We start from the raw sequence: 18,513 nt of genomic DNA, 5'->3' as shown, positions 1-18,513 counted from the left end.
ATCTTCATCAAGAGCCGGCGAGCGAAGTGTTGGTTCAGTCTGACGTCCTGGCAGTGTTGACAGGTCGCGCAGACCGGTAGCTTCAGTGCGGCGCGCTGCATGACGCAGGTGTAAAAAAGGTGGGCATCGCCCACCTTCGCATCAGGACTGCTTGCTCTCCGCAATCCACCGGTCCACCTTCGCCTCCAGCAGCGACAGCGGCAGCGTCCCTTCACCCAGCACGATGTCGTGGAAGGCGCGCACATCGAACTTCGGCCCCAGGGCGCTCTCCGCGCGGCGGCGCAGCTCAATGATCTTCAGCGCGCCGATCTTGTAGCCCAGCGCCTGGCCCGGCCACACCATGTAGCGCTCGATCTGCGCGCGCGAATCCGCTTCGCTGTAGCCCAGTGTCTCGGAAAAATACTTGATGCCCTGCTCGCGCGACCAGCCCTTGGTGTGCATGCCGGTGTCCACCACCAGGCGCGCCGCGCGCAGCATTTCGTCGTTCAGGTGGCCGAAGTAATCTTCCGGCTTGTCGAACAGGCCCATGTCCTTGCCCAGGGTCTCGGCGTACAGCGCCCAGCCTTCGGTAAAGGCGTTGTTGCCGCCGAACTTGCGGAAGTTCGGTAAGCCGAGTTCCTGCAGCAGGGCGATGTGGAAGTGGTGGCCCGGTTGGCCCTCGTGCAGGAACAGGGTGACCATGCCGGTGCTGCCGTACTGTGTCGGGTCGTTCACCACCGACCAGAACACGCCCGGACGCGAGCCGTCCACCGCCGGCGGGGTGTAGTGGTCGGATGCCGTGGCGCGGCTCAGCTCAGGCTCGAGGCGCAAATCGAGCGGTGACTTCGGCATCAGGTTGAACATCGCCGGCAGCTTCGTGCGCAGCTGGGCGTCGAGCTTGCGGTAGACGTCGATCACTTCCTGTTCGGTCTTGAAGGGCTTGTACTTCGCCTGCTGCGACACCCAGGCCGGCAGGCCGGCGGCCGGGCCGTTGTAGCCCATCTTCGGGCCGGTGCGGCCGTATTCACCCTGGATGCGCGCCACTTCCTTCAGGCCGATCTCATGGATCTGCTCGGGCGTGAGGCTGGTCGTGGTCTGGCTCGCCACCCGTACCTTGTACCATTCGGCGCCGTTCGGCAGGGCGTCCCAGCCGGTGCTGGTGCGCGCGGCGGGCAGGTATTCCTTTTCCAGGAAGGTCGACAGGCGCGCCAGCGCAGGATTCAGTTTGCCGGCGATGGTGTCGCCATACAGCTTGGTGAGCTGGCGCTTGTCCGCGTCCGAGAAGCCAGCCGGGAAGTTCTTCACCGGCGCGTAATAGATGCTGTCTTCCGGCGTGGCGGCCACCAGCTGTTTGAACTGGGGCAGGGCGGAACCCATCACCGACTTCGGATAGGTGATGCCGCGCTTGATCCCTTCGCGCATGTTGGCGATTGCCTGGTCGATCCATGGGCCGAGCTGGGCCAGGCGGCTGGCGTAGGCGCGGTAGTCCTTCACGTTCGACAATGGCTGGGCGCCCTGGCCGCTGGCATAGTTGGCCAGCGTGACCGGCATGCTGTCCATCTGGTTGATCGGCAGCAGGTACTCGGGGAAGGGCTCGAAGCGCAGCGCGGTGGCCAGCTCGTAGTCGAGGATGTCGTAGCTGGTCTGGTCGCGCGGGCTCAGGCCGTCGCGCTTGATGGCGTGCAGGCGCTTCTGGAACGCTTTATACCGTGCAAACTGTTTAGCCCGTTCTTGCGGCGCGATCGTCATGCCGATCTGGTCGATGAAACGGTTGTCGCCGCTTTCGCCCGCCGACACCGGATCGAAGCGCGCGATGGCGTCGTAGTATTCGTCGGCGAGCTTGTTAAGCGTCTTGCCGGCTTGCGGGTTGACAGCGGCCTGCTTGGTAACGGGTGTTGCGGCCTGATTTTCAGCCGGTCCTGCGGCCAGGGCTGGAGCGCAGGCGATGAGGGCCGCGGCGGCAAACGCGCCGAGCTTGAACAACTGGGTCATGACGATGATTCCTTAATAGCTGGCCAGCGGCGCCAGTGCGCCATTCTTGAAGGTGTAGACGGTGACGGTGGTTTTCTTCAGGTTGCCCTTGTCGTCGTAGCCGTAGGTGCCGACCACGCCCGCGTAGCTCTGGCTGCGCAGCTGCTGTGCCACGGCAGCCGGGTCGAAGGAATTGGCCGTCTTCATCCCCTGGGCGATGAACATGGTCTGGTCGTAGAAGGAGGGCGCGTACACGTCCGGCTCACGCTTGAAGCGCGCCTTGTATTTGTCGAGGAAGGCCGGGCCGCCGGGCTGCCTGGCGATGATGGCGCCGGCCTGGGCGCAGCGCACGTTCTCGCCGACGGCCGGGCCGCCGAGCTTGGCCATCTCCGGGCTGCACAGGGTATCGCCGCCGAGCAGCGGCACGTTCAGGCCGAGCGCCTTCATCTGGCGCGCCATCGGCGCGGCCTGCGGCGCATAACCGCCGAAGAAGATGGCGTCCACTTTCTTCGCACGCAGCGAGGTCAGGATGGCGGCGAAATCGCTCGCCTTGTCGTTGGTGAATTCGTGGCCCGCGACCTTCATGCCGGCGGCCTGCGCCTGGCGCTTGAATTCGGCCGCAATGCCGGTGCCAAAAGCCGTGCGGTCGTCGATCACGCCGACGTTCCTGAGCTTCAGTTCCTTGGCCGCGTAGCTGGCCATCGAGCCGCCCACCTGGGCGTCGCTGGCGACGGTGCGGAACACGGTTTTATAACCGCTTTGGGTGATCTTGGGATTGGTGCCGACCGTCGACATCAATGCGCCGGCTTCGTTGTAGACGCGCGATGCGGGAATCGCGACGCCCGAATTGTAGGGGCCGAGGACGAACTTGACGCCGCCGTCGACCAGTTTCTGCGCCACCGTCACGCCCTGCTTCGGGTCGCCGGCGTCGTCTTCGGATTGCAGCTCGAAGCGCACGGTCTTGCCGGCCACCTTGATCTTCTGCGCGTTGAGGTCTTCCACCGCCAAACGCACGCCGTTTTCGTTGTCCTTGCCGGCAAAGGCATTGGCGCCCGAGAGCGGCCCGGTCACGCCGATTTTCACGACCTGTTCCTGCGCCAGCGCGGCATTCGTCATGGTCGTCGATACGCACAGCAGCGCGGCCAGCGCCAGTGGCGCCATGTTCATTTTCGATGGCATCAGCCTGTCTCCTTGATTGCGAACAGCTGCAATCATCGCATGAAAAGAGCCAGGTCCTCCAGACCTTCGGGGCCGGAGATTCAGGCCGGCAGGCCGTGCGCGATCAGCTCCAGCGGCAGCGCGGTGGTGTACTTGATCTGCTCCATCGAGAAGGCCGAGGACACGCCGCTCAGTTGCGCGGCCTTGATCAGTTTCTTGTAGAAGCGGTCGTAGCCTTCGATGTCGGTGGTGACGACTTTCAGCAGGTAGTCGACGTCGCCGCTCATGCGGTGGAACTCGAGCACTTCGGGCAGGGCGGTGACGGCGGCGGCAAAGCGCTCGAGCCACTTTTCGTCGTGCTCGCGGGTGCGCACGCTGACGAACACCGTGACCGGCAGCCCGACCTTCTGGCGGTTGACGATCGTGACCCGGCTTTCGATGTAGCCATCTTCCTCGAGGCGCTTGACGCGCTTCCAGCACGGGGTGCTCGACAGTCCTACTTTTTCGCTCAGGCCCGAGATCGACAGCGTTGCATCCGCCTGCAGCGCTGCCAGAATGGCACAATCAAATTTGTCTAGTGAATTCATTCTATTTATATGTCACTATTAGAACAAACATACTTAGTTTTGGAGATATAGAAACGAATTAAGAACGAACACTTCTATACAAATTCGTACCATATTGCTAAACAATAACACGATCTCCGCCCGATATTTCACTTTTATTATGGTCCCCGAACTCTACCTCGACGCCAATGCCACATCGCCCGTGCTGACGGCCGCCATCGCCGCGGCGCACGCCGCCCTCGAGATCGATTTCGGGAATCCGAGCAGCAGCCATGCGGCCGGCCTGCGCGCGCGCCTGATCCTCGACGATGCGCGGGCGCGGGCGCGGCGCGTGCTGGGTGCGGAGACGGGCAGGGTGATGTTCACCAGCGGCGCCACCGAGGGCATCCAGACCGCGGTGCTGTCGGCCCTGTGCGCGGTGCGCGAACGGCGCGCCGCCGGCCAGGCTTGCGGCGACCTGCTGCTGTACGGCGCCACCGAGCACAAGGCCGTGCCGGAAAGCCTGGCGCACTGGAACCGCATCCTCGGCACCGACCTCACCCTGCAGGCGCTGCCGGTCGACGGCGATGGCCGCCACCGCCTCGATGTGCTGCGCGAACTGGCGCCGCGCACGGCCTTCCTGTGCACCATGGCGGCCAACAACGAAAGCGGCGTGGTGTCCGACCTGGACGGCATCGCGGCGGTGCTGGAACAGACCGCCAGCCCGGCGCTGTGGATGGTCGACTGCGTGCAGGCGCTCGGCAAGCTGCCCCTGGCGCTGGAGCGCACCCGCATCGACTACGCGCCGTTCTCCGGCCACAAGCTGTATGCGCCGAAGGGCATCGGCATGCTGTACGTGCGCGCGGGCGCGCCGTTCACGCCGCTGATGTGCGGCGGCGGCCAGGAAGCCGGGCAGCGCTCGGGCACCGAGAACATGGCCGGCATCGCCGCCCTCGGCGCCGTCCTGCGCGCGCTGGAAGAGGGCTGCACCTTCCGCAGCCACGCGCAGCTGCTGGCCGTGCGCGAACGCCTGGCGGCGGCCCTGCACGCGGCCTTCCCGGCGATCGCATTCAATACCCCCTTCGAGCACGCGCTGCCGACCACGCTCAATTTCGCCGTGCCCGGCCTGTCCGGCAAGGCCCTGCTCGATTTGTTCGACGCCGCCGGCATCCGCGTCAGCGCGGGTTCCGCCTGCTCGGCGGCCAAGGCGGCGCCGAGCTATGTGCTGGAGGCGATGGCGCTGCCGGCCTGGCGCTGCGCGAACGCGGTGCGCCTGTCGGTCGGGCCGCTGCTGGACGAGGCCTTTGTCGATGCGGCCTGCGCGCGCATCGCGCGTTGCGGAGAAGCGCTGCGCAGGCAGCCGCTGGCGGCTTCGCCTTCCGGCGCCGGGCGCGCCGGCGTGTACCACTGCGGCCTTGACGGCGGCTGGCTGGTGTTCGACCCGGAAGGCGGCGACTGCGTGGCGATCGACGTGCCCGGGACGCAGGCCGATACCGCCGCGGCCCTGCTGCAGCGGCACGGCTACCGCTTGCGCGCAGCGCTCGGCCCCGGTGCCGAAGCCTTGTGCACACAGGTCGATGCGGATGTGGATGCCGGCGCCTGGCCGGCCGATGGCGAAACGGTGCGCCTGGCCGACGGCGCGCCGGCCGCGGCGCTCCGCCTGGGGCGCGACGTGCTGGTGCGGCGTCCTGGCGGCGGCTACCTGCTCGGCGCGCTTGACGACGGCGTGCTGCGCCAGGCGCGCCTGCTGTTCGCGCACACGCCGGCGGATGCGCATGACGCCGGCGGCGCCATCGTCTGCCTGCCTGCGGGCATCCAGGCGCCGCCGGTGGAACAGAAGCCCGCCGAACTGGCGCGCCGCCACCTGAAACACTTCTTTGCCGAGCACCCGGATGCGCTCCTGATCGACGTGCGCGAAGCCTGCGAGCACGCGGCCGGCGCGCCGATGCTGCAGGGCCGCGCCGCCTACAGCCTGCCGCTGTCGCGCCTGGCCGAATATGCAGCCTGGCTGCGCGACGAAGCGCGTCCGCTGCTGTTCTTCTGCCGCAGCGGCAACCGCAGCCTGAAGGCGCTGCAATGCCTGCAGGGACTGGGACGCGAGCGTGTCTGGCACCTTGCCGGTGGGCTGGCCCTGCTAGGTAATTGAGCGCAACTGGGCTCAACGGAGCGCAAACAGGGAGCAACTGGCCCGCCCTGCGGAAACACAGCGTACGTTAGCGCACGGTTTCTCATCAGATGTTCTTCTAGCATGCCTTGACACGTGCGCCGCCTGTCCTGTCTTCGGACTCGACGGGCGGCGCCTATATTCGTACTCGAGGCCACTGTTGACCGAAGAACCGCATCTCCTTCCCGCCGCCCTGCGCGCGGGGCATGACCCTGTCCGCGAGTACGACCGCGCGGACGAGGCGCCCCTGCGCGCGGAGCTGTTCGGCGCGGCGCAGATGGCGGTGCACGGCCGCCAGCTCGCCGCACGCCATGAGCTGGCGCAGGAAGACACGCCGGACCGCCTGCTGGTGCGCCTAGCCGCGAACGCCGCCGCCATCGCCCAGGCCGGCGCCGCCCTGGCGCGCGCCGCCAGGTCCGGGGAAGCGCTGGCGCCCGGCGCCGCCTGCCTGCTCGATCATCTTTACCTGGTCGACGAACACGTGCGCGCCGCGCGGCACCTGCTGCCGCCGGCGCGCAGCCGCGCCTTGCCGCGCCTGGCAGGCGGCGCGCCGCGCGTCTACCAGCTGGCGCTGGAAATCGTGTCGCACGGCGACGGCCGGCTGGAACAGGAAAGCCTGGCGCGCTTCGTCGCGGCCTACCAGGAAGGCGCGCCCCTGGTGCTGGACGAGCTGTGGGCGATGCCGGTGATGCTGCGCCTGGCGCTGGTCGACAACCTGCGCCGCATCGCCGCGCGCCTCGACCGCCAGCGCGTGCAGCGTGCGCTGGCCGGAGGCTGGGCCGAGCGCATGATCGCCACGGCCGGCCAGCGCCCCGGCGACCTGGTCCTGCTGGTGGCCGACATGGCGCGCGCGGTGCAGCTCGACGCAGCCTTTGTCGCCGAGCTGGCGCGCCGCCTGCAGGGCCGGGATGGCGCCCTGGCGCAGGTGATCGATTGGACCGGCGCACGCCTGGCCGACGAAGGCTCAAACATCGAGGCCCAGCTGCGGCTGGACGACGCCGGCCAGGCCGCCGACGGCGCATCGGTTGCGAACAGCATCGCCAGCCTGCGCCTGGTGGCCGCCATCGACTGGGGCGAATTCGTCGAAACCATGAGCGCGGTCGAGCACACGCTGCGCCTCGACCCCTGCGGCGCCTACGGTCGCATGGACGCCGCCACGCGCGAGCACTACCGCCAGGCGGTGGCGCGGCTGGCGGGCCAGTCCCTGCACAGCGAAACCGAGGTGGCGGCCGAGGCCCTGGCCCTGGCCGGCGCCGTTCCCGAACACGAAGCCGAGGCCGAAGGTGATGCGCGCCGGCGCCACGTCGGCCATTACCTGGTCGGCGACGGCCAGCCGGCCCTGCGCGCCCGGCTGCGCATGCGCGCCGGCGTGCTGCCCGGTTTGCGCCAGGCGGCGCGGCGCCGGCCGCTGCTGTCCTGGCTGGGGGCGGTCGGCGCCTTTACGCTGCTGTTCACGGCCTCGCTGCTGGTGCACGCCTACCTCGACGGCGCCGGCATGCCGCTGCTGCTGGCGCTGGCCGTGCTGTCCGTGTTCGGCGCCAGCCAGCTGGCGCTGGTGCTGGTCAACCTGATGACGGCGCGCCTGGTGCGTCCGCAGCCGCTGCCGCGCATGGATTGTGGCGCCGGCATCCCGCCCGATGCCCAGACGCTGGTGGTGGTGCCGGCACTGCTCGACAGCGCGGACAAGATCGCCGCCCTGTGCGCCGGCATGGAGGTGCGCTACCTGGCCAACCGCGACCCGCAGCTGCGCTTTTGCCTGCTCGCCGACGGCGCCGATGCACCGCGCGAAACCATGTTCGAGGATGCCGGCCTGGCCGGGCAGGCGCGCGCCGCCATCGCCGCCCTGAACGCGCGCTACGGCGCCGATGCCGGTGCCGATAACAGCGCTCCTTTCCTGCTGCTGCAACGCGCCCGCAGCTGGAGCGAAGGCGAGGGCGCCTGGATCGGCCGCGAACGCAAGCGCGGCGCGCTGGCCGACCTGCATGCGCTGCTGCGCGGCGGCACACGCACACCCTTCGCCGTGATCGAAGGCGCAACCGACAACCTGGGCGCGGTGCGCTACGTGATCCTGCTCGACCCCGCCACCCAGCTGCCGCGCGACGCCGGGCGCCAGCTGGTGGCCGCCATGGCGCACCCGCTGAACCGGCCGCTGCTCGATGCCAGCGGCAGTCGCGTGATTGCCGGCCACGGCCTGCTGCAGCCGCGCGTGACGCCTGCGCTGCCGGCCGCCGACGCCTCGCGCTACGAACGCCTGCACGGCGGCGCGCCGGTGGCCAGCGCCGGCGCGCGCAGCGCATCCGATATCTACCAGGACCTGTTCGGCGCGGGCGACTGGAGCGGCCAGGGCATCTACGAAGTCGACACCTGGGAGCGCGTGCTGGGCCGCGCGGTGCCGGAAGGCCGGGTGCTGTCGCACGAGCTGCTGGCGGGCTGCTACCTGCGCGCCGGCCTGGCCGGCGCGGTCGAGGTGCACGAAACCTGCCCGGCGCGCTACAGCGACGACGTCGGCCGCCGCCACCGCTGGCTCCGCGGCGACTGGCAACTGGCCGGCTGGCTGCGCACGCGCGTCCCCGCGCCAGGCGGCAAGCGCGTGACCAACCCCTTGCCGCCGCTGGCGCGCTGGAAGCTGTTCGACCGGCTGCGCCGCAGCCTGGTGGCGCCGACCCTGGCCGCCACCCTGGTGCTGTGCTGGTCGCTGCTGCCCGAACCCGCGTTCTGGAGCGCGGCGGCGCTGGCGGTGTTCTTCCTGCCGGCCTTCCTCGGCATGTTCATCGCCTGGGGCGACCGGCCGCACGACATGCTGTGGCGCCAGCACCTGGCCAACTGGTGGCGCGGCGCGCGCAATGCGCTCAGCCATGCGGTGATGCGCACCGCCTTCCTGCCGCACGAAGCCTGGTACAGCCTGGACGCCATCGCGCGCAGCAGCTGGCGCATGCTGGTCTCGCGGCGCCGCCTGCTGGAATGGAAAGCGCCCAGCCTGGCGCGCTCCAGCCTCGACCTCGAAGCGAACTGGCGCAACATGTGGTTTGCCCCGACGCTGGCGGTGGGCACCGCGCTGCTGCTGACCTTTGCCCATCCGTTCGCGCTGTTCGCCGCCGCGCCCTTGCTGCTGCTGTGGTTCCTGTCGCCGATCCTGGCCTGGTGGGTCAGCCTGCCCGCCGTGCGCCGCACGCCACGCATGTCGGAGGCGCAGACCCTGTTCCTGGCCCGGATCGCGCGCCGCACCTGGAGCTTCTTCGAAACCCAGGCCGGCCCGCAGCACAACTGGCTGCCGCCCGACAGCCTGCAGGAACACCCGCACACGATGGTGACGCCGCGCACTTCGCCCGGCGCCATCGGCCTCGGGCTGCTGGCCAGCCTGGCGGCCTGGGATTTCGGCTTCATCCCGGCTTCCGCGCTGCTGGCGCGGGTGCGCGCCGGTTTCGACAGCATGGCGCTGCTCGAGCGCCACCGCGGCCACTTCTATACCGGATACGACACGCGCACCCTGGCGCCGCTGCAGCCGACCTACATCTCGACGGCGGATAGCGGCAACCTGGCCGGCCACCTGCTGACCCTGGCCGTGGGCCTGGAACAGCTGGCCGACCAGCCGATCGCCGGTGTGCGCTTTCTTGCCGGCGCACGCGCCACGCTGCAGGTGATCGACGAGTTGCCGCAGGCGCAGGCCACGGGTGGCGCAGCGCTGGCGGCCTGCCGCACGGCGCTCGGCTCGGATAGCTGCCGCAACGCCGACACCCTGCCGGGCCTGGCCGACTGCCTGGGCGCGGCCGCCAGTGCAGCCGCGGCGCTGTGCGCAGCCCTGCCCGAGGATGCCGACCCGCTCCTGCGTACCTGGTGCGAGCGCCTGGACGGCGAGTGCCGCGCAGCCCAGGCCGACCTGCTGGCGCTGGCGCCGTGGATGCGCGCCGTGCACGAATACGTGCTCGACGCCAGCCTGACGCGCATCCCGACACTGCGCGAACTGGCCGCGTTCACGCCGACCGCTGGCAGTGGCGGCAGTGGCAACGGTTCTGCACGCGCACTGGCCGCCCTGGTGGAAGAAGGCGTGGCCACGGCACGTGCGCGGCTGGACGAAATCGCCGCGCTGGCCGGCCAGGCGCGCGCCTTCGGCGCCATGGACTTCGGCTTGCTGTACCGGCGCAAGGAAGGCCTGCTGGCGGTCGGCTACCACGTCGCCGAGGAGCGCCTGGACAGCGAGAGCCATGCGCTGCTGGCGTCGGAAGCGCGCCTGGCCAGCTTTCTCGGCATCGCCCAGGGCCAGCTGCCGCCATCGCATTGGCAAGCCCTGGGCCGCCCGCTGGCCTTTGTCGGCCGGGAGCAGCTGCTGCAGTCCTGGAGCGGCGGGCTGGACGAATACCTGGCGCCGCTGCTGGTGATGCCGTCCTGGGACGGCACCCTGCTCGAGCGCAGCTGCCGCGCGGCGGTGCGGGTCCAGGCCGAGCATGCGCGCCGCCACGCCATGCCCTGGGGGATGGCCGCATCCGCCTGCCACGCCGTCGACGCCGCGCTGCACTACGAAAACCGTGCCTTTGGCGCGCCCGGCATGGGCCTGCGGCGCGGCCTGGATAAAGACCTGGTGGCAGCGCCCTACGCGGCGATGCTGGGCCTGATGGTGGAACCGGAGGCGTCCTGCGCCAACCTGGAACGCCTGGCGCAGCTGGGCTGCCTGGGCGAATACGGTTTCTACGAGGCGCTCGACTGCACCGCCGCCCGCCTGCCGCGCGGCCGCCGCCAGGCCGTGGTGCGCGCCTTCACGGCCCGGCACCAGGGCATGGGCTTGCTGGCGCTATCCTGCCTGCTGCACGGCGGCCCGATGCGGCAGCGCTTCGCGGCCGACCCACAGTGCCGGGCGGCGCTGCCGCTGCTGCAGGAACGCGTGCCGGCGGCGGGCGCCTTCAGGGCGGCCCGCCACGAGACCGGGGCCGTGCGCACGCCGCCGTCGGTCCGTTCCCTCACGCGTCCGGGTGCGGCCCAGCCGCAAGTACAGCTGCTGTCGAACGGGCGCTACCACGCGCTGGTGACGGGCGACGGCGCCGGCTGGAATCGCTGGCACGATGTCGACCTGACGCGCTGGCGTGCGGATGCGGCGAGCGAGGAGGGCGGCCTGGTCTGCTACCTGCGCGACGTCGACAGCGGCGCGGTCTGGACCGATGCCTGGCGGCCGGTGCTGGCCGAACCCGAGCAGTACGAGGCCGTGTTCGCACAGGAGAGCGTGACGCTGCGCCGGCGCGACCACGGCATCGAGCTCGCCACCGAAATCGTGGTGGCGCCGGAAGACGACGTCATGCTGCGCCGCCTGCGCATCCGCAACGTCTCCGGGCGCGCACGTACCATCGAGTTGACGAGTTACGCGGAGGTGGCCCTGGCGCCGTCCGTGGCCGCAGCCGACCCGGTCTTCGTGCAGAGCGAAATCCTGCCCGATCACGGCGCCATCCTGTGCACGCGCCGGCCGCGTGAGCCGGGAGAGCAAACACCCTGGCTGCTGCACCTGATGCGGGCCGAGAACGGGACCGACGCCTCTTTTGAGGCCAGCCGCGCCCACTTCCTCGGACCCGGCGCCGGCCACGGGCTGCCGGTCGCCGTGCGCGACGGCGGCGCCCTCGGCGGCCATGCCGGCTTCGTGCCCGAGCCGGCCCTTGCGATCCGGCGCGTGCTGGCGCTGGCGCCCGGCGAAGAAGCCACGGCCGACCTGGTGCTGGGCGCCGCCGCGACGCGCGAGGCAGCCCTGCGTCTGGTGCAAAAATACCAGGATCGCGATACGGCCGACGCCGTTCCTGAGCTGGCCTGGACCTGGAATCAGGCCCTGCTGCGCCAGCTCGGCGCCAGCGAAGCCGAGGCCGAGCTGTATGCGCGCCTGGCCGGTTTCCTGCTGTATCCACAGCGGCTGTATCCGCAGCGCGCGCTGCGCGCCGAACCGGCCGTCGCCAGCAATGGAGCAAGCCGGTCAGGCCTGCAGCGCTGCGGCATCTCCGGCACGCATCCGCTGGTCCTGGCCAGCGTCGGCGACGCGGCGAACCTGGACTTCGCCTGCCAGCTGCTGCAGGCCCATGCCTGGTGGCGCATGAAAGGCCTGCACGCGGACCTCGTGCTCTGGCTGGACAGCACGGACGCCGCCTTGCACGACCAGGCCAGGAACCTGGTTGCATCGCGTGTCGATGCGCAGGCAGTCGCCTGCCCCGGCGGCGTGTACGTGTTCTCGGTCGACCAGCTGGCGCAGGAAGAACAGGCGGCGCTGCAGGCGGCGGCAAGCGTCGCGCTGCGCGACGGTGGCGGCAGCCTGCGCGACCAGCTGCGCCGCGCGGAGACGGCCAGGAGCACGCTGCCGCCCGCCCTGCAACCCGACCCGCAGCCCGAGGCCTGGACCGTGCGCACGCCCGAGCCGGCACCGCCGCAGCTGGTGCTCGACAACGGCATCGGCGGCTTCAGCGCCGACGGCCGCGAGTACCATATCCGCACCGGGCCTGGCCAGCATACGCCGGCGCCCTGGACGAATGTGCTGGCCAACCCGCACTTCGGCTCGGTGGTGTCGGAAAGCGGCGCCGCCTGCACCTGGCGCACCGATGCGCCGGCCTTACAGCTCACGCCCCGCCACACCGATCCGCTGCGCGGCCCCGCCGGTGAAGCCTTCTACCTGCGCGACGAACACACCGGTGTGTTCTGGTCGCCCACCGCCTTGCCGGCGCCGTCTGGCGGCATGTACACCACGCGCCACGGCTTCGGCTACAGCGTATTCGAACACACGGCGCAGGGCATCCATTCCGAACTCACCGGCTTCGTGCCGCTCGACGCGCCGCTCAAGTACAGCGTGTTCAAGCTGCGCAACGACAGCAGCGCGCCGCGCCGCCTGTCGCTGACCGGCTATGTCGAATGGGCGCTCGGCGCCTCCCGCACGCAGGTGGTGACTGGGCGCGACGCCGCCAGCGGCGCCTTGTTGGCCCAGGATGCCGGCAGCGCCAGCGCCGCCTTCTTCCACCTCGATGCCGGCAACGCCGCCTTTACCTGCGACCGCATCGAGTTCATCGGCCGCGGCCGTAACCCGATGCAGCCGGCCGCCATGCTGCGCGCCGGCCTGTCCGGGGCGCTTGGCGCCGGCGGCGACCCCTGCGCCGCGCTGCAGCTGGTGTTCGAGCTGCAGCCGGGCGAGCAGAAGGAACTGGTGTTCATGCTCGGCGCCAGCGCCGGCGTCCACGACGTGGGCGAGCTCGTGCAGCAGCACCGCGGCGCGGCGGCGGCCGGTGCGGCCCTGGACAGGCTGCGCGAGCACTGGCACGCCACCCTGGGCGCGCTGCGCATCGCCACGCCCGACCCGGCGCTCGACCTGCTCGTCAACGGCTGGCTGCCCTACCAGCTGATCGCCGGACGCATGGGGGCAGGCGGCCAGGGGGGCCAGGGTTTCACGGGTTTTGGCGAGGGGCTGCAGGATGCCATGGCGCTGGTGCACATCCGCCCGCAACTGCTGCGCGAACAGCTGCTGCAGGCGGCGGCGCACCAGTTCGTCGAGGGCGATGTCCAGCACTGGTGGCAGCCATCAGGCCTGCGCGGCGCGCGCACGCGATCTTCAAGCGACTGCCTGTGGCTGCCGCTGGCCGCCTGCCGCTATGTCGCGGCCAGCGGCGACATGGCCGTGCTGGACGAATCCATCCCCTGGCTGGAAGGCCCGGCCCTGCAGGACGCAGAAGCCTCGTATGTCGGCACGCCGGCGCAATCTGGCGAGCAGGGCGACCTGTACGAACACTGCGTGCGCGCGATCCGCCATGCCCTGCGCTTCGGCGCTCACGGCTTGCCGCTGATCGGCAGCGGCGACTGGAGCGAAGGCCTGGACCGCGTCGGCGCCGCGGGTGGGGGCGAGAGCGTCTGGCTGGGCTTCTTCATGGCCGAGGTACTGGGGCGCTTCGCCGAACTGGCCGAGCGCCGCGCCGACTTCGGCTTCGCCACCACTTGCCGGGCGGCCGGCCAGGTGCTGGCCGGCCGACTCGAAGAACACGGCTGGGACGGCGAATGGTACCGGCGCGGCTATTTCGACGACGGCGCGCCGCTCGGTTCGCAGGCCAACGCGGAAGGCCGCATCGACGCCGCCACCCAGAGCTGGAGCGTGCTGTCCGGCGTGGCAAGCGAGGAACGGGCGGCGCGCAGCATGGCGGCGCTGGACGCCCACCTGGTGCAGCGCGAGCACGCCCTGGTGCGGCTGCTGGACCCGCCTTTCGACGGCGCCGGCCCCGACCCCGGCGCCATCCGCGCCTGGCCGCCCGGCATGGGCGAGAACGGTGGCCAGTCGAACGAGGCCGCGGCCTGGGCCGCGATGGCTTTTGCGCGCCTGGGGCAGGGCGAACGCGCCTGGAACCTGCTGGACATGATCAATCCGCTGCAGCGCACCCGGACCTGCGACGATGCGCAGCGCTATCGGCTCGAGCCGTATGTGGCGGCTGAGAGCATCAGCGCCGCGGCGCCGCATATCGGACGCGCCGGCGGGAGCTGGTACACTGGCTCGGCTGGCTGGATGTACCGGCTGATCGTCGAATCGCTGCTCGGCATCGAATGCGAACATGCGCACCAGCGCGGGCGCAAGACCGGGCAAGCCGGCGATCAATTGGTGCTGGCGCCGCAGCTGCCTTGCGGGTGGCCGGGCTTCCGCATGGAATACCGCTATCGCAGTACCGTGTACCAGATCGAGGTGCGCTTCGCCGAAGCGGGCGCGCTGCTGGTCGATGGCCGGGAACGCGAAGGCAACGTGCTGGACCTGGCCGACGACGGCCAGCGCCACCGCGTCGAGCTGCTGGTGCCGCGCCGGCACGGGCCCGCCATGGCGGCGGCATGCGAACCAACCCAATCGAAATCCATCACATGAAGACGACCACGCTGGCGGCCGGCGCCGCCGCTTTCCTGCTGTCCGGCGCTGCCTGCGCCGCCGACTGGAGCGACACGGCCATCAGCTGGCGCTACGGCACCCGCTTCGCCGAGCCCTACAACCCCGAGCACATCAAGAAGCACATCTTCGCGCTGACCCACGCCAGCGGCTACAAGTACGGCAGCAACTACTTCAACGTCGACCTGCTGCAGTCCGACAAGACCGACCCGGCCTCGCTCGGCCAGTCCGAGGGCGCCCAGGAAGCCTATGTCGTCTACCGCCACACGTTCGATATCGGCGCCCTGCGCGGTACGGAGATGCGCTACGGCCCGGTGAAGGGCGTCGGCGTTACTTTCGGCTTCGACTGGAACACCAAGAACGACGTCGGCTACAACTCGCGCAAGCGCATGCTGGTGGCCGGGCCGACGCTGATGTGGGACGTGCCGGGTTTTCTGACCACCAGCATCCTGCTGCTGAAGGAATCGAATGCGCCGAGCGGCGCCTTCCCGCCGATCTCGAACGTGAACGGACGCTATACCTACGACACCCATGCCATGCTGAACGCGAGCTGGGGCATCCCGGTGGCCGAGCGCCTGGCGTTCGAGGGCTACCTGAATTTCATCGCCGCCAAGGGCCGCGACGAAGTCGGCAACGGCACCGGCGCCGAGACCAATCTCGACATGGCGCTGATGTACGACGTCGGTTCCCACTTCGGCCAGCCGAAGAACCGCTTCCGTGTCGGCCTCGAATACCAGTTCTGGAACAACAAGTTCGGGAATACGCGCGCTACCACGGGCGGCGCCGGCCAGCGTGCCAGCACGCCGATGGTGCGCGCCGAATACCACTTCTGAGCACCATGCCAGGCGATCGGGCAGCGTAACGGACGAGCATTGCATATCGGAATCGCATAATATAATGGCAATTCCGGTTGGCATCTTTTGCGCCGGCCCCGACACACTGGACAGAGCATGCAAGTCATCAACGATATACGCCGCGCCTGGGCGCAACTGAGCGCCGGAAAGGCGGACCAGCCTTACCTGCCGTTCTGGCGCCAGCTGGCCGAGATGGCCTACCTGTTTTTCGTGCGCCGTATCGGCCCCGGCTATTACCTGCAGGCGCGCTGGTGGCGTACGGCGGTGCCCTTTGCCGACAAACGGGCCCACATGAACAAGAACGAATACAACGAGTTCATCGACCGCTGGAACCGCCGCCCATACCAGAAGAGCTCGCAGCACAAGGTGATCGAAAAGGCGGTCCTGCAACTGGTCGGCGTGCCGACGCCTGAATTCATCGGCTTCATCCACCCGCAGCGCGGCGCCCGTGCCGATGGGACCGCCCTGCGCAGCCTGACCGACCTCGAAGCGCTGTGCCGTGGCTTGGCCGGCCAGAAGATCTGCTTCAAGCTGGTCGAGGGCTATGGCGGCGCCGGCTTCTTTGCCTTCCAGGTCGAGGAGCGGGCAGGGCAGCCGGTATTCGTGCACCCGTTTACGGGCGCAGTGACGACGCTGGCTGAGTGGTGGCAAGGGGCCGGCAGCAATCGCGACGGCTACATCGTCGAACACTACCTGCCCCAGCACCCGGTACTGGCGGCGATCCATCCGAATTCGCTGAACACCCTGCGCATCTGGCTGTACCAGGCGCGCGGCGAGTGCCGCATCGCCGGCGCCTTCCTGCGTGTGGGACGCAAGGGCAGCCTGGTCGACAACACCAGCAGCGGCGGCATCTTCTGTCCGGTGGACCTGGCCACTGGCACGCTGACCCATGCGGCGAATGCGAAGAACCCGCTCGACACCATGGACGTGCACCCGGACACCGGCGGCCGGATCGGCGGCGTGCAGCTGCCTTACTGGCGCGAGTGCCAGGACGTGGCGATGCGCGCGCTGCAGGCTTTCCCGCACGTGAACGTGGCCGGCGTGGACGTGGCGATCGGCGTCGACGGCCCGCGCATGATCGAGCTGAACGTGCGACCGGACCAGATCGGCTGCGCGCGGATCAACCTGCCGCTGAAGCAGGTCGACCGCTGGATGAATGCCGCTTGAAAAATTGTTTTTACGACATTGTCCTTTTGTCAAAAAATAGGAAATAAGTAGGGCGGTTTCCTGCTGCTGGCGCAAGAGAAGATAGCGATGCAATTGCAAAAATTGCATCATGAAAACCTCTCTCTTCCCCTCGCATCTTTCTCTTTCTCTGGTCGCCCTGTCCATCCTCTCGGGCTGCGCTTCGGCACTGCCCGTCATCGACGAACACAGCGAATTCGAAGCTACCCTGCATGCGCCGTACCGGGCGCTTGACCAGGCCCGTCCCGATGCGCGCATCTTCACGCTGGCTTTCGACTATCCGAATGCCCAACAGCCGCAACGGGTCGACTGGCAGCTGGAACTGATCAGTCCGAACGGCCTGGTGGTGCGGCGCTGGCAGGGCGAAACGCGGCTGGCGGACGAACCGGTGTCGGTCCAGGTTCCCTGGTCAGGCCTGGATGCCGGCAAACTCGCCGCCGGTGTCTACCAGGTGCGCCTGCGCGCGGGCAGCCGCGATGCCGGCAGCACGGCGCCGTCCGCCGATGTGCACGAGCAAAGCTGGCAGATCGAGATCGGCCCGGCGCAGACCCCGGCCACGCCGGCTTTCGCGCCGCTGCCTTCGCGCCTGGCGCCGCTGCGGGCCGCGCCGGCGCCGGACGCCTTGCCCTACACCGTCTACCTCGGCAACCTGCACAGCCAGACCAACCACAGCGACGGCGGCGCGGCCCTCGACAGCTGCACGGGCGCCCAGCAACCCCTGAAGGCGCCCTACGGCCCCGACGCCGCCTACGCCTACGCGCACAAGCACGGGCTGGACATCCTGATGACGTCCGAGCACAACCACATGTACGACGGCTCGGCCGGCACCAGGGAGGATGCCGACCCGTCCGTACCGGGCGCGCTGTACCGCAAGGGGCTGGAAGCCGCGGCAAGCTACAGCGCGGCGCATCCCGGCTTCCTGGCGCTGTACGGCATGGAGTGGGGCGTGATCGACAAGGGCGGCCACATCAACATCTTCAACAGCGACCAGTTGCTGGGCTGGGAAAAGAACGGCAAGGACGAACTCCTGGCCGACGTGGCGACCCCGCGCAGCGATTATCCGGCTTTATATACGCTGATGCGCGAGCGTGGCTGGATCGGCCAGTTCAACCATCCTTCCACGAGCGGCCAGTTCATGGCGGGCGGCGCCGCGCTCGGCTACACGGCCGACGGCGACGAGGCGATGGTCTTGTGCGAAGTGGTCAACAGCACGGCCTTTTCGGTCAACGACAAGGAAGGCGAAACCCGGCGCAGCAATTTCGAAGGGGCCTGCAACAAGCTGCTGGAAGCCGGCTTCCATGTCGCCTTCAGCACCAACCAGGACAACCACTGCGCCAACTGGGGCACGGCCTACGGCAACCGCACCGGCGTGCTGATTGCCAACGGCGTGCCGCTGGGCCGCGACAGCTTCATCGAGGCCCTGCGCGCGCGGCGCGTGTTCGCGACCATGGACAAGGAGTCGCAACTGGTCCTGACGGCGAATGGGCGCCTGATGGGTGAGCGGTTCAGCAACAGCGGTCCCTTGACCCTGGTGGCGAATTTCGCCAGCGCGGCAGGCAAGCAGGTGGCGGCGGTGGCGATCATGGAAGGCGTGCCGGGCAGGGGCGGGGTGGTGACGCAGATGTCGAGCGAGGCGACGACGACCTTTACGCCGGCGCCGGGGGCGCATTTCTATTATGCGAAGGTGACGCAGGCCGATGGCAAGGTGCTGTGGTCGGCGCCGGTGTGGGTGACGCAGGAACGGTAGTCAGCGGCAGTGACAGTAGGGTGGGCCGGGCCGCGCTAGGCACCCCG

Annotated in this window: 8 protein-coding genes; 5 read left to right on the top strand and 3 right to left on the bottom strand. The window is 69.3% G+C overall.

Annotation, left to right across the window (positions count from 1 at the left end; genetic code table 11):
• Nucleotides 1-141: 141 nt before the first annotated feature.
• From QWL29_RS04730 to QWL29_RS04720, 3 genes are all read right to left on the bottom strand, one after another.
• Entirely contained in the window at nt 142-1,971 is a 1,830-nt protein-coding gene (locus tag QWL29_RS04730) for a DUF885 domain-containing protein (RefSeq protein WP_305821732.1), read from the bottom strand.
• A 12-nt stretch (nt 1,972-1,983) separates the two neighbouring features.
• Entirely contained in the window at nt 1,984-3,129 is a 1,146-nt protein-coding gene (locus QWL29_RS04725) for a branched-chain amino acid ABC transporter substrate-binding protein (protein ID WP_305821731.1), read from the bottom strand.
• Nucleotides 3,130-3,209: 80 nt separating this feature from the next.
• Nucleotides 3,210-3,695: an Lrp/AsnC family transcriptional regulator gene (locus QWL29_RS04720; RefSeq protein ID WP_305821730.1), complete on the bottom strand. Its 486-nt coding sequence runs from the start codon at nt 3,693-3,695 to the stop codon at nt 3,210-3,212.
• A gap of 139 nt (nt 3,696-3,834) precedes the next feature.
• On the opposite strand from QWL29_RS04720, the gene QWL29_RS04715 reads away from it, so the two are divergent.
• The 5 genes from QWL29_RS04715 (at nt 3,835) to QWL29_RS04695 (ending at nt 18,466) form a co-directional block, all read left to right on the top strand.
• Nucleotides 3,835-5,799 carry an aminotransferase class V-fold PLP-dependent enzyme gene (locus tag QWL29_RS04715; protein ID WP_305821729.1) on the top strand — a complete coding sequence of 655 codons (1,965 nt, stop codon included), beginning with the start codon at nt 3,835-3,837 and terminating at the stop codon, nt 5,797-5,799.
• A gap of 178 nt (nt 5,800-5,977) precedes the next feature.
• A complete protein-coding gene (locus tag QWL29_RS04710) occupies nt 5,978-14,662 on the top strand; it encodes a glycoside hydrolase family 94 protein (protein ID WP_305821728.1) in 8,685 nt (2,894 codons plus the stop codon).
• The gene (locus QWL29_RS04705; RefSeq protein ID WP_305821727.1) at nt 14,659-15,513 is read left to right on the top strand and encodes an outer envelope protein; all 855 of its coding nucleotides are present in this window, start codon (nt 14,659-14,661) and stop codon (nt 15,511-15,513) included. The genes QWL29_RS04710 and QWL29_RS04705 overlap by 4 nt, the downstream gene beginning before the upstream one ends.
• 117 nt (nt 15,514-15,630) lie before the next feature.
• The gene (locus QWL29_RS04700; RefSeq protein WP_305821726.1) at nt 15,631-16,701 is read left to right on the top strand and encodes a sugar-transfer associated ATP-grasp domain-containing protein; all 1,071 of its coding nucleotides are present in this window, start codon (nt 15,631-15,633) and stop codon (nt 16,699-16,701) included.
• A gap of 109 nt (nt 16,702-16,810) precedes the next feature.
• Entirely contained in the window at nt 16,811-18,466 is a 1,656-nt protein-coding gene (locus tag QWL29_RS04695; RefSeq protein WP_305821725.1) for a CehA/McbA family metallohydrolase, read from the top strand.
• Nucleotides 18,467-18,513 lie beyond the last annotated feature (47 nt).

The sequence above is a fragment of the Massilia brevitalea genome (assembly GCF_030711405.1).
Lineage (GTDB): Bacteria > Pseudomonadota > Gammaproteobacteria > Burkholderiales > Burkholderiaceae_D > Telluria > Telluria brevitalea.
The sequence above is the reverse complement of the archived record's forward strand: the minus strand, read 5'-3'. Positions and strand labels throughout refer to the sequence as shown.

Coding starts and splice junctions, on each gene's coding strand:
- QWL29_RS04730 (WP_305821732.1), bottom strand. CDS start 1,971: ATGACCCAGTTGTTCAAGCTCGGCGCGTTTGCCGCCGCGGCCCTCATC.
- QWL29_RS04720 (WP_305821730.1), bottom strand. CDS start 3,695: ATGAATTCACTAGACAAATTTGATTGTGCCATTCTGGCAGCGCTGCAG.
- QWL29_RS04705 (WP_305821727.1), top strand. CDS start 14,659: ATGAAGACGACCACGCTGGCGGCCGGCGCCGCCGCTTTCCTGCTGTCC.
- QWL29_RS04695 (WP_305821725.1), top strand. CDS start 16,811: ATGAAAACCTCTCTCTTCCCCTCGCATCTTTCTCTTTCTCTGGTCGCC.
- QWL29_RS04700 (WP_305821726.1), top strand. CDS start 15,631: ATGCAAGTCATCAACGATATACGCCGCGCCTGGGCGCAACTGAGCGCC.
- QWL29_RS04715 (WP_305821729.1), top strand. CDS start 3,835: ATGGTCCCCGAACTCTACCTCGACGCCAATGCCACATCGCCCGTGCTG.
- QWL29_RS04725 (WP_305821731.1), bottom strand. CDS start 3,129: ATGCCATCGAAAATGAACATGGCGCCACTGGCGCTGGCCGCGCTGCTG.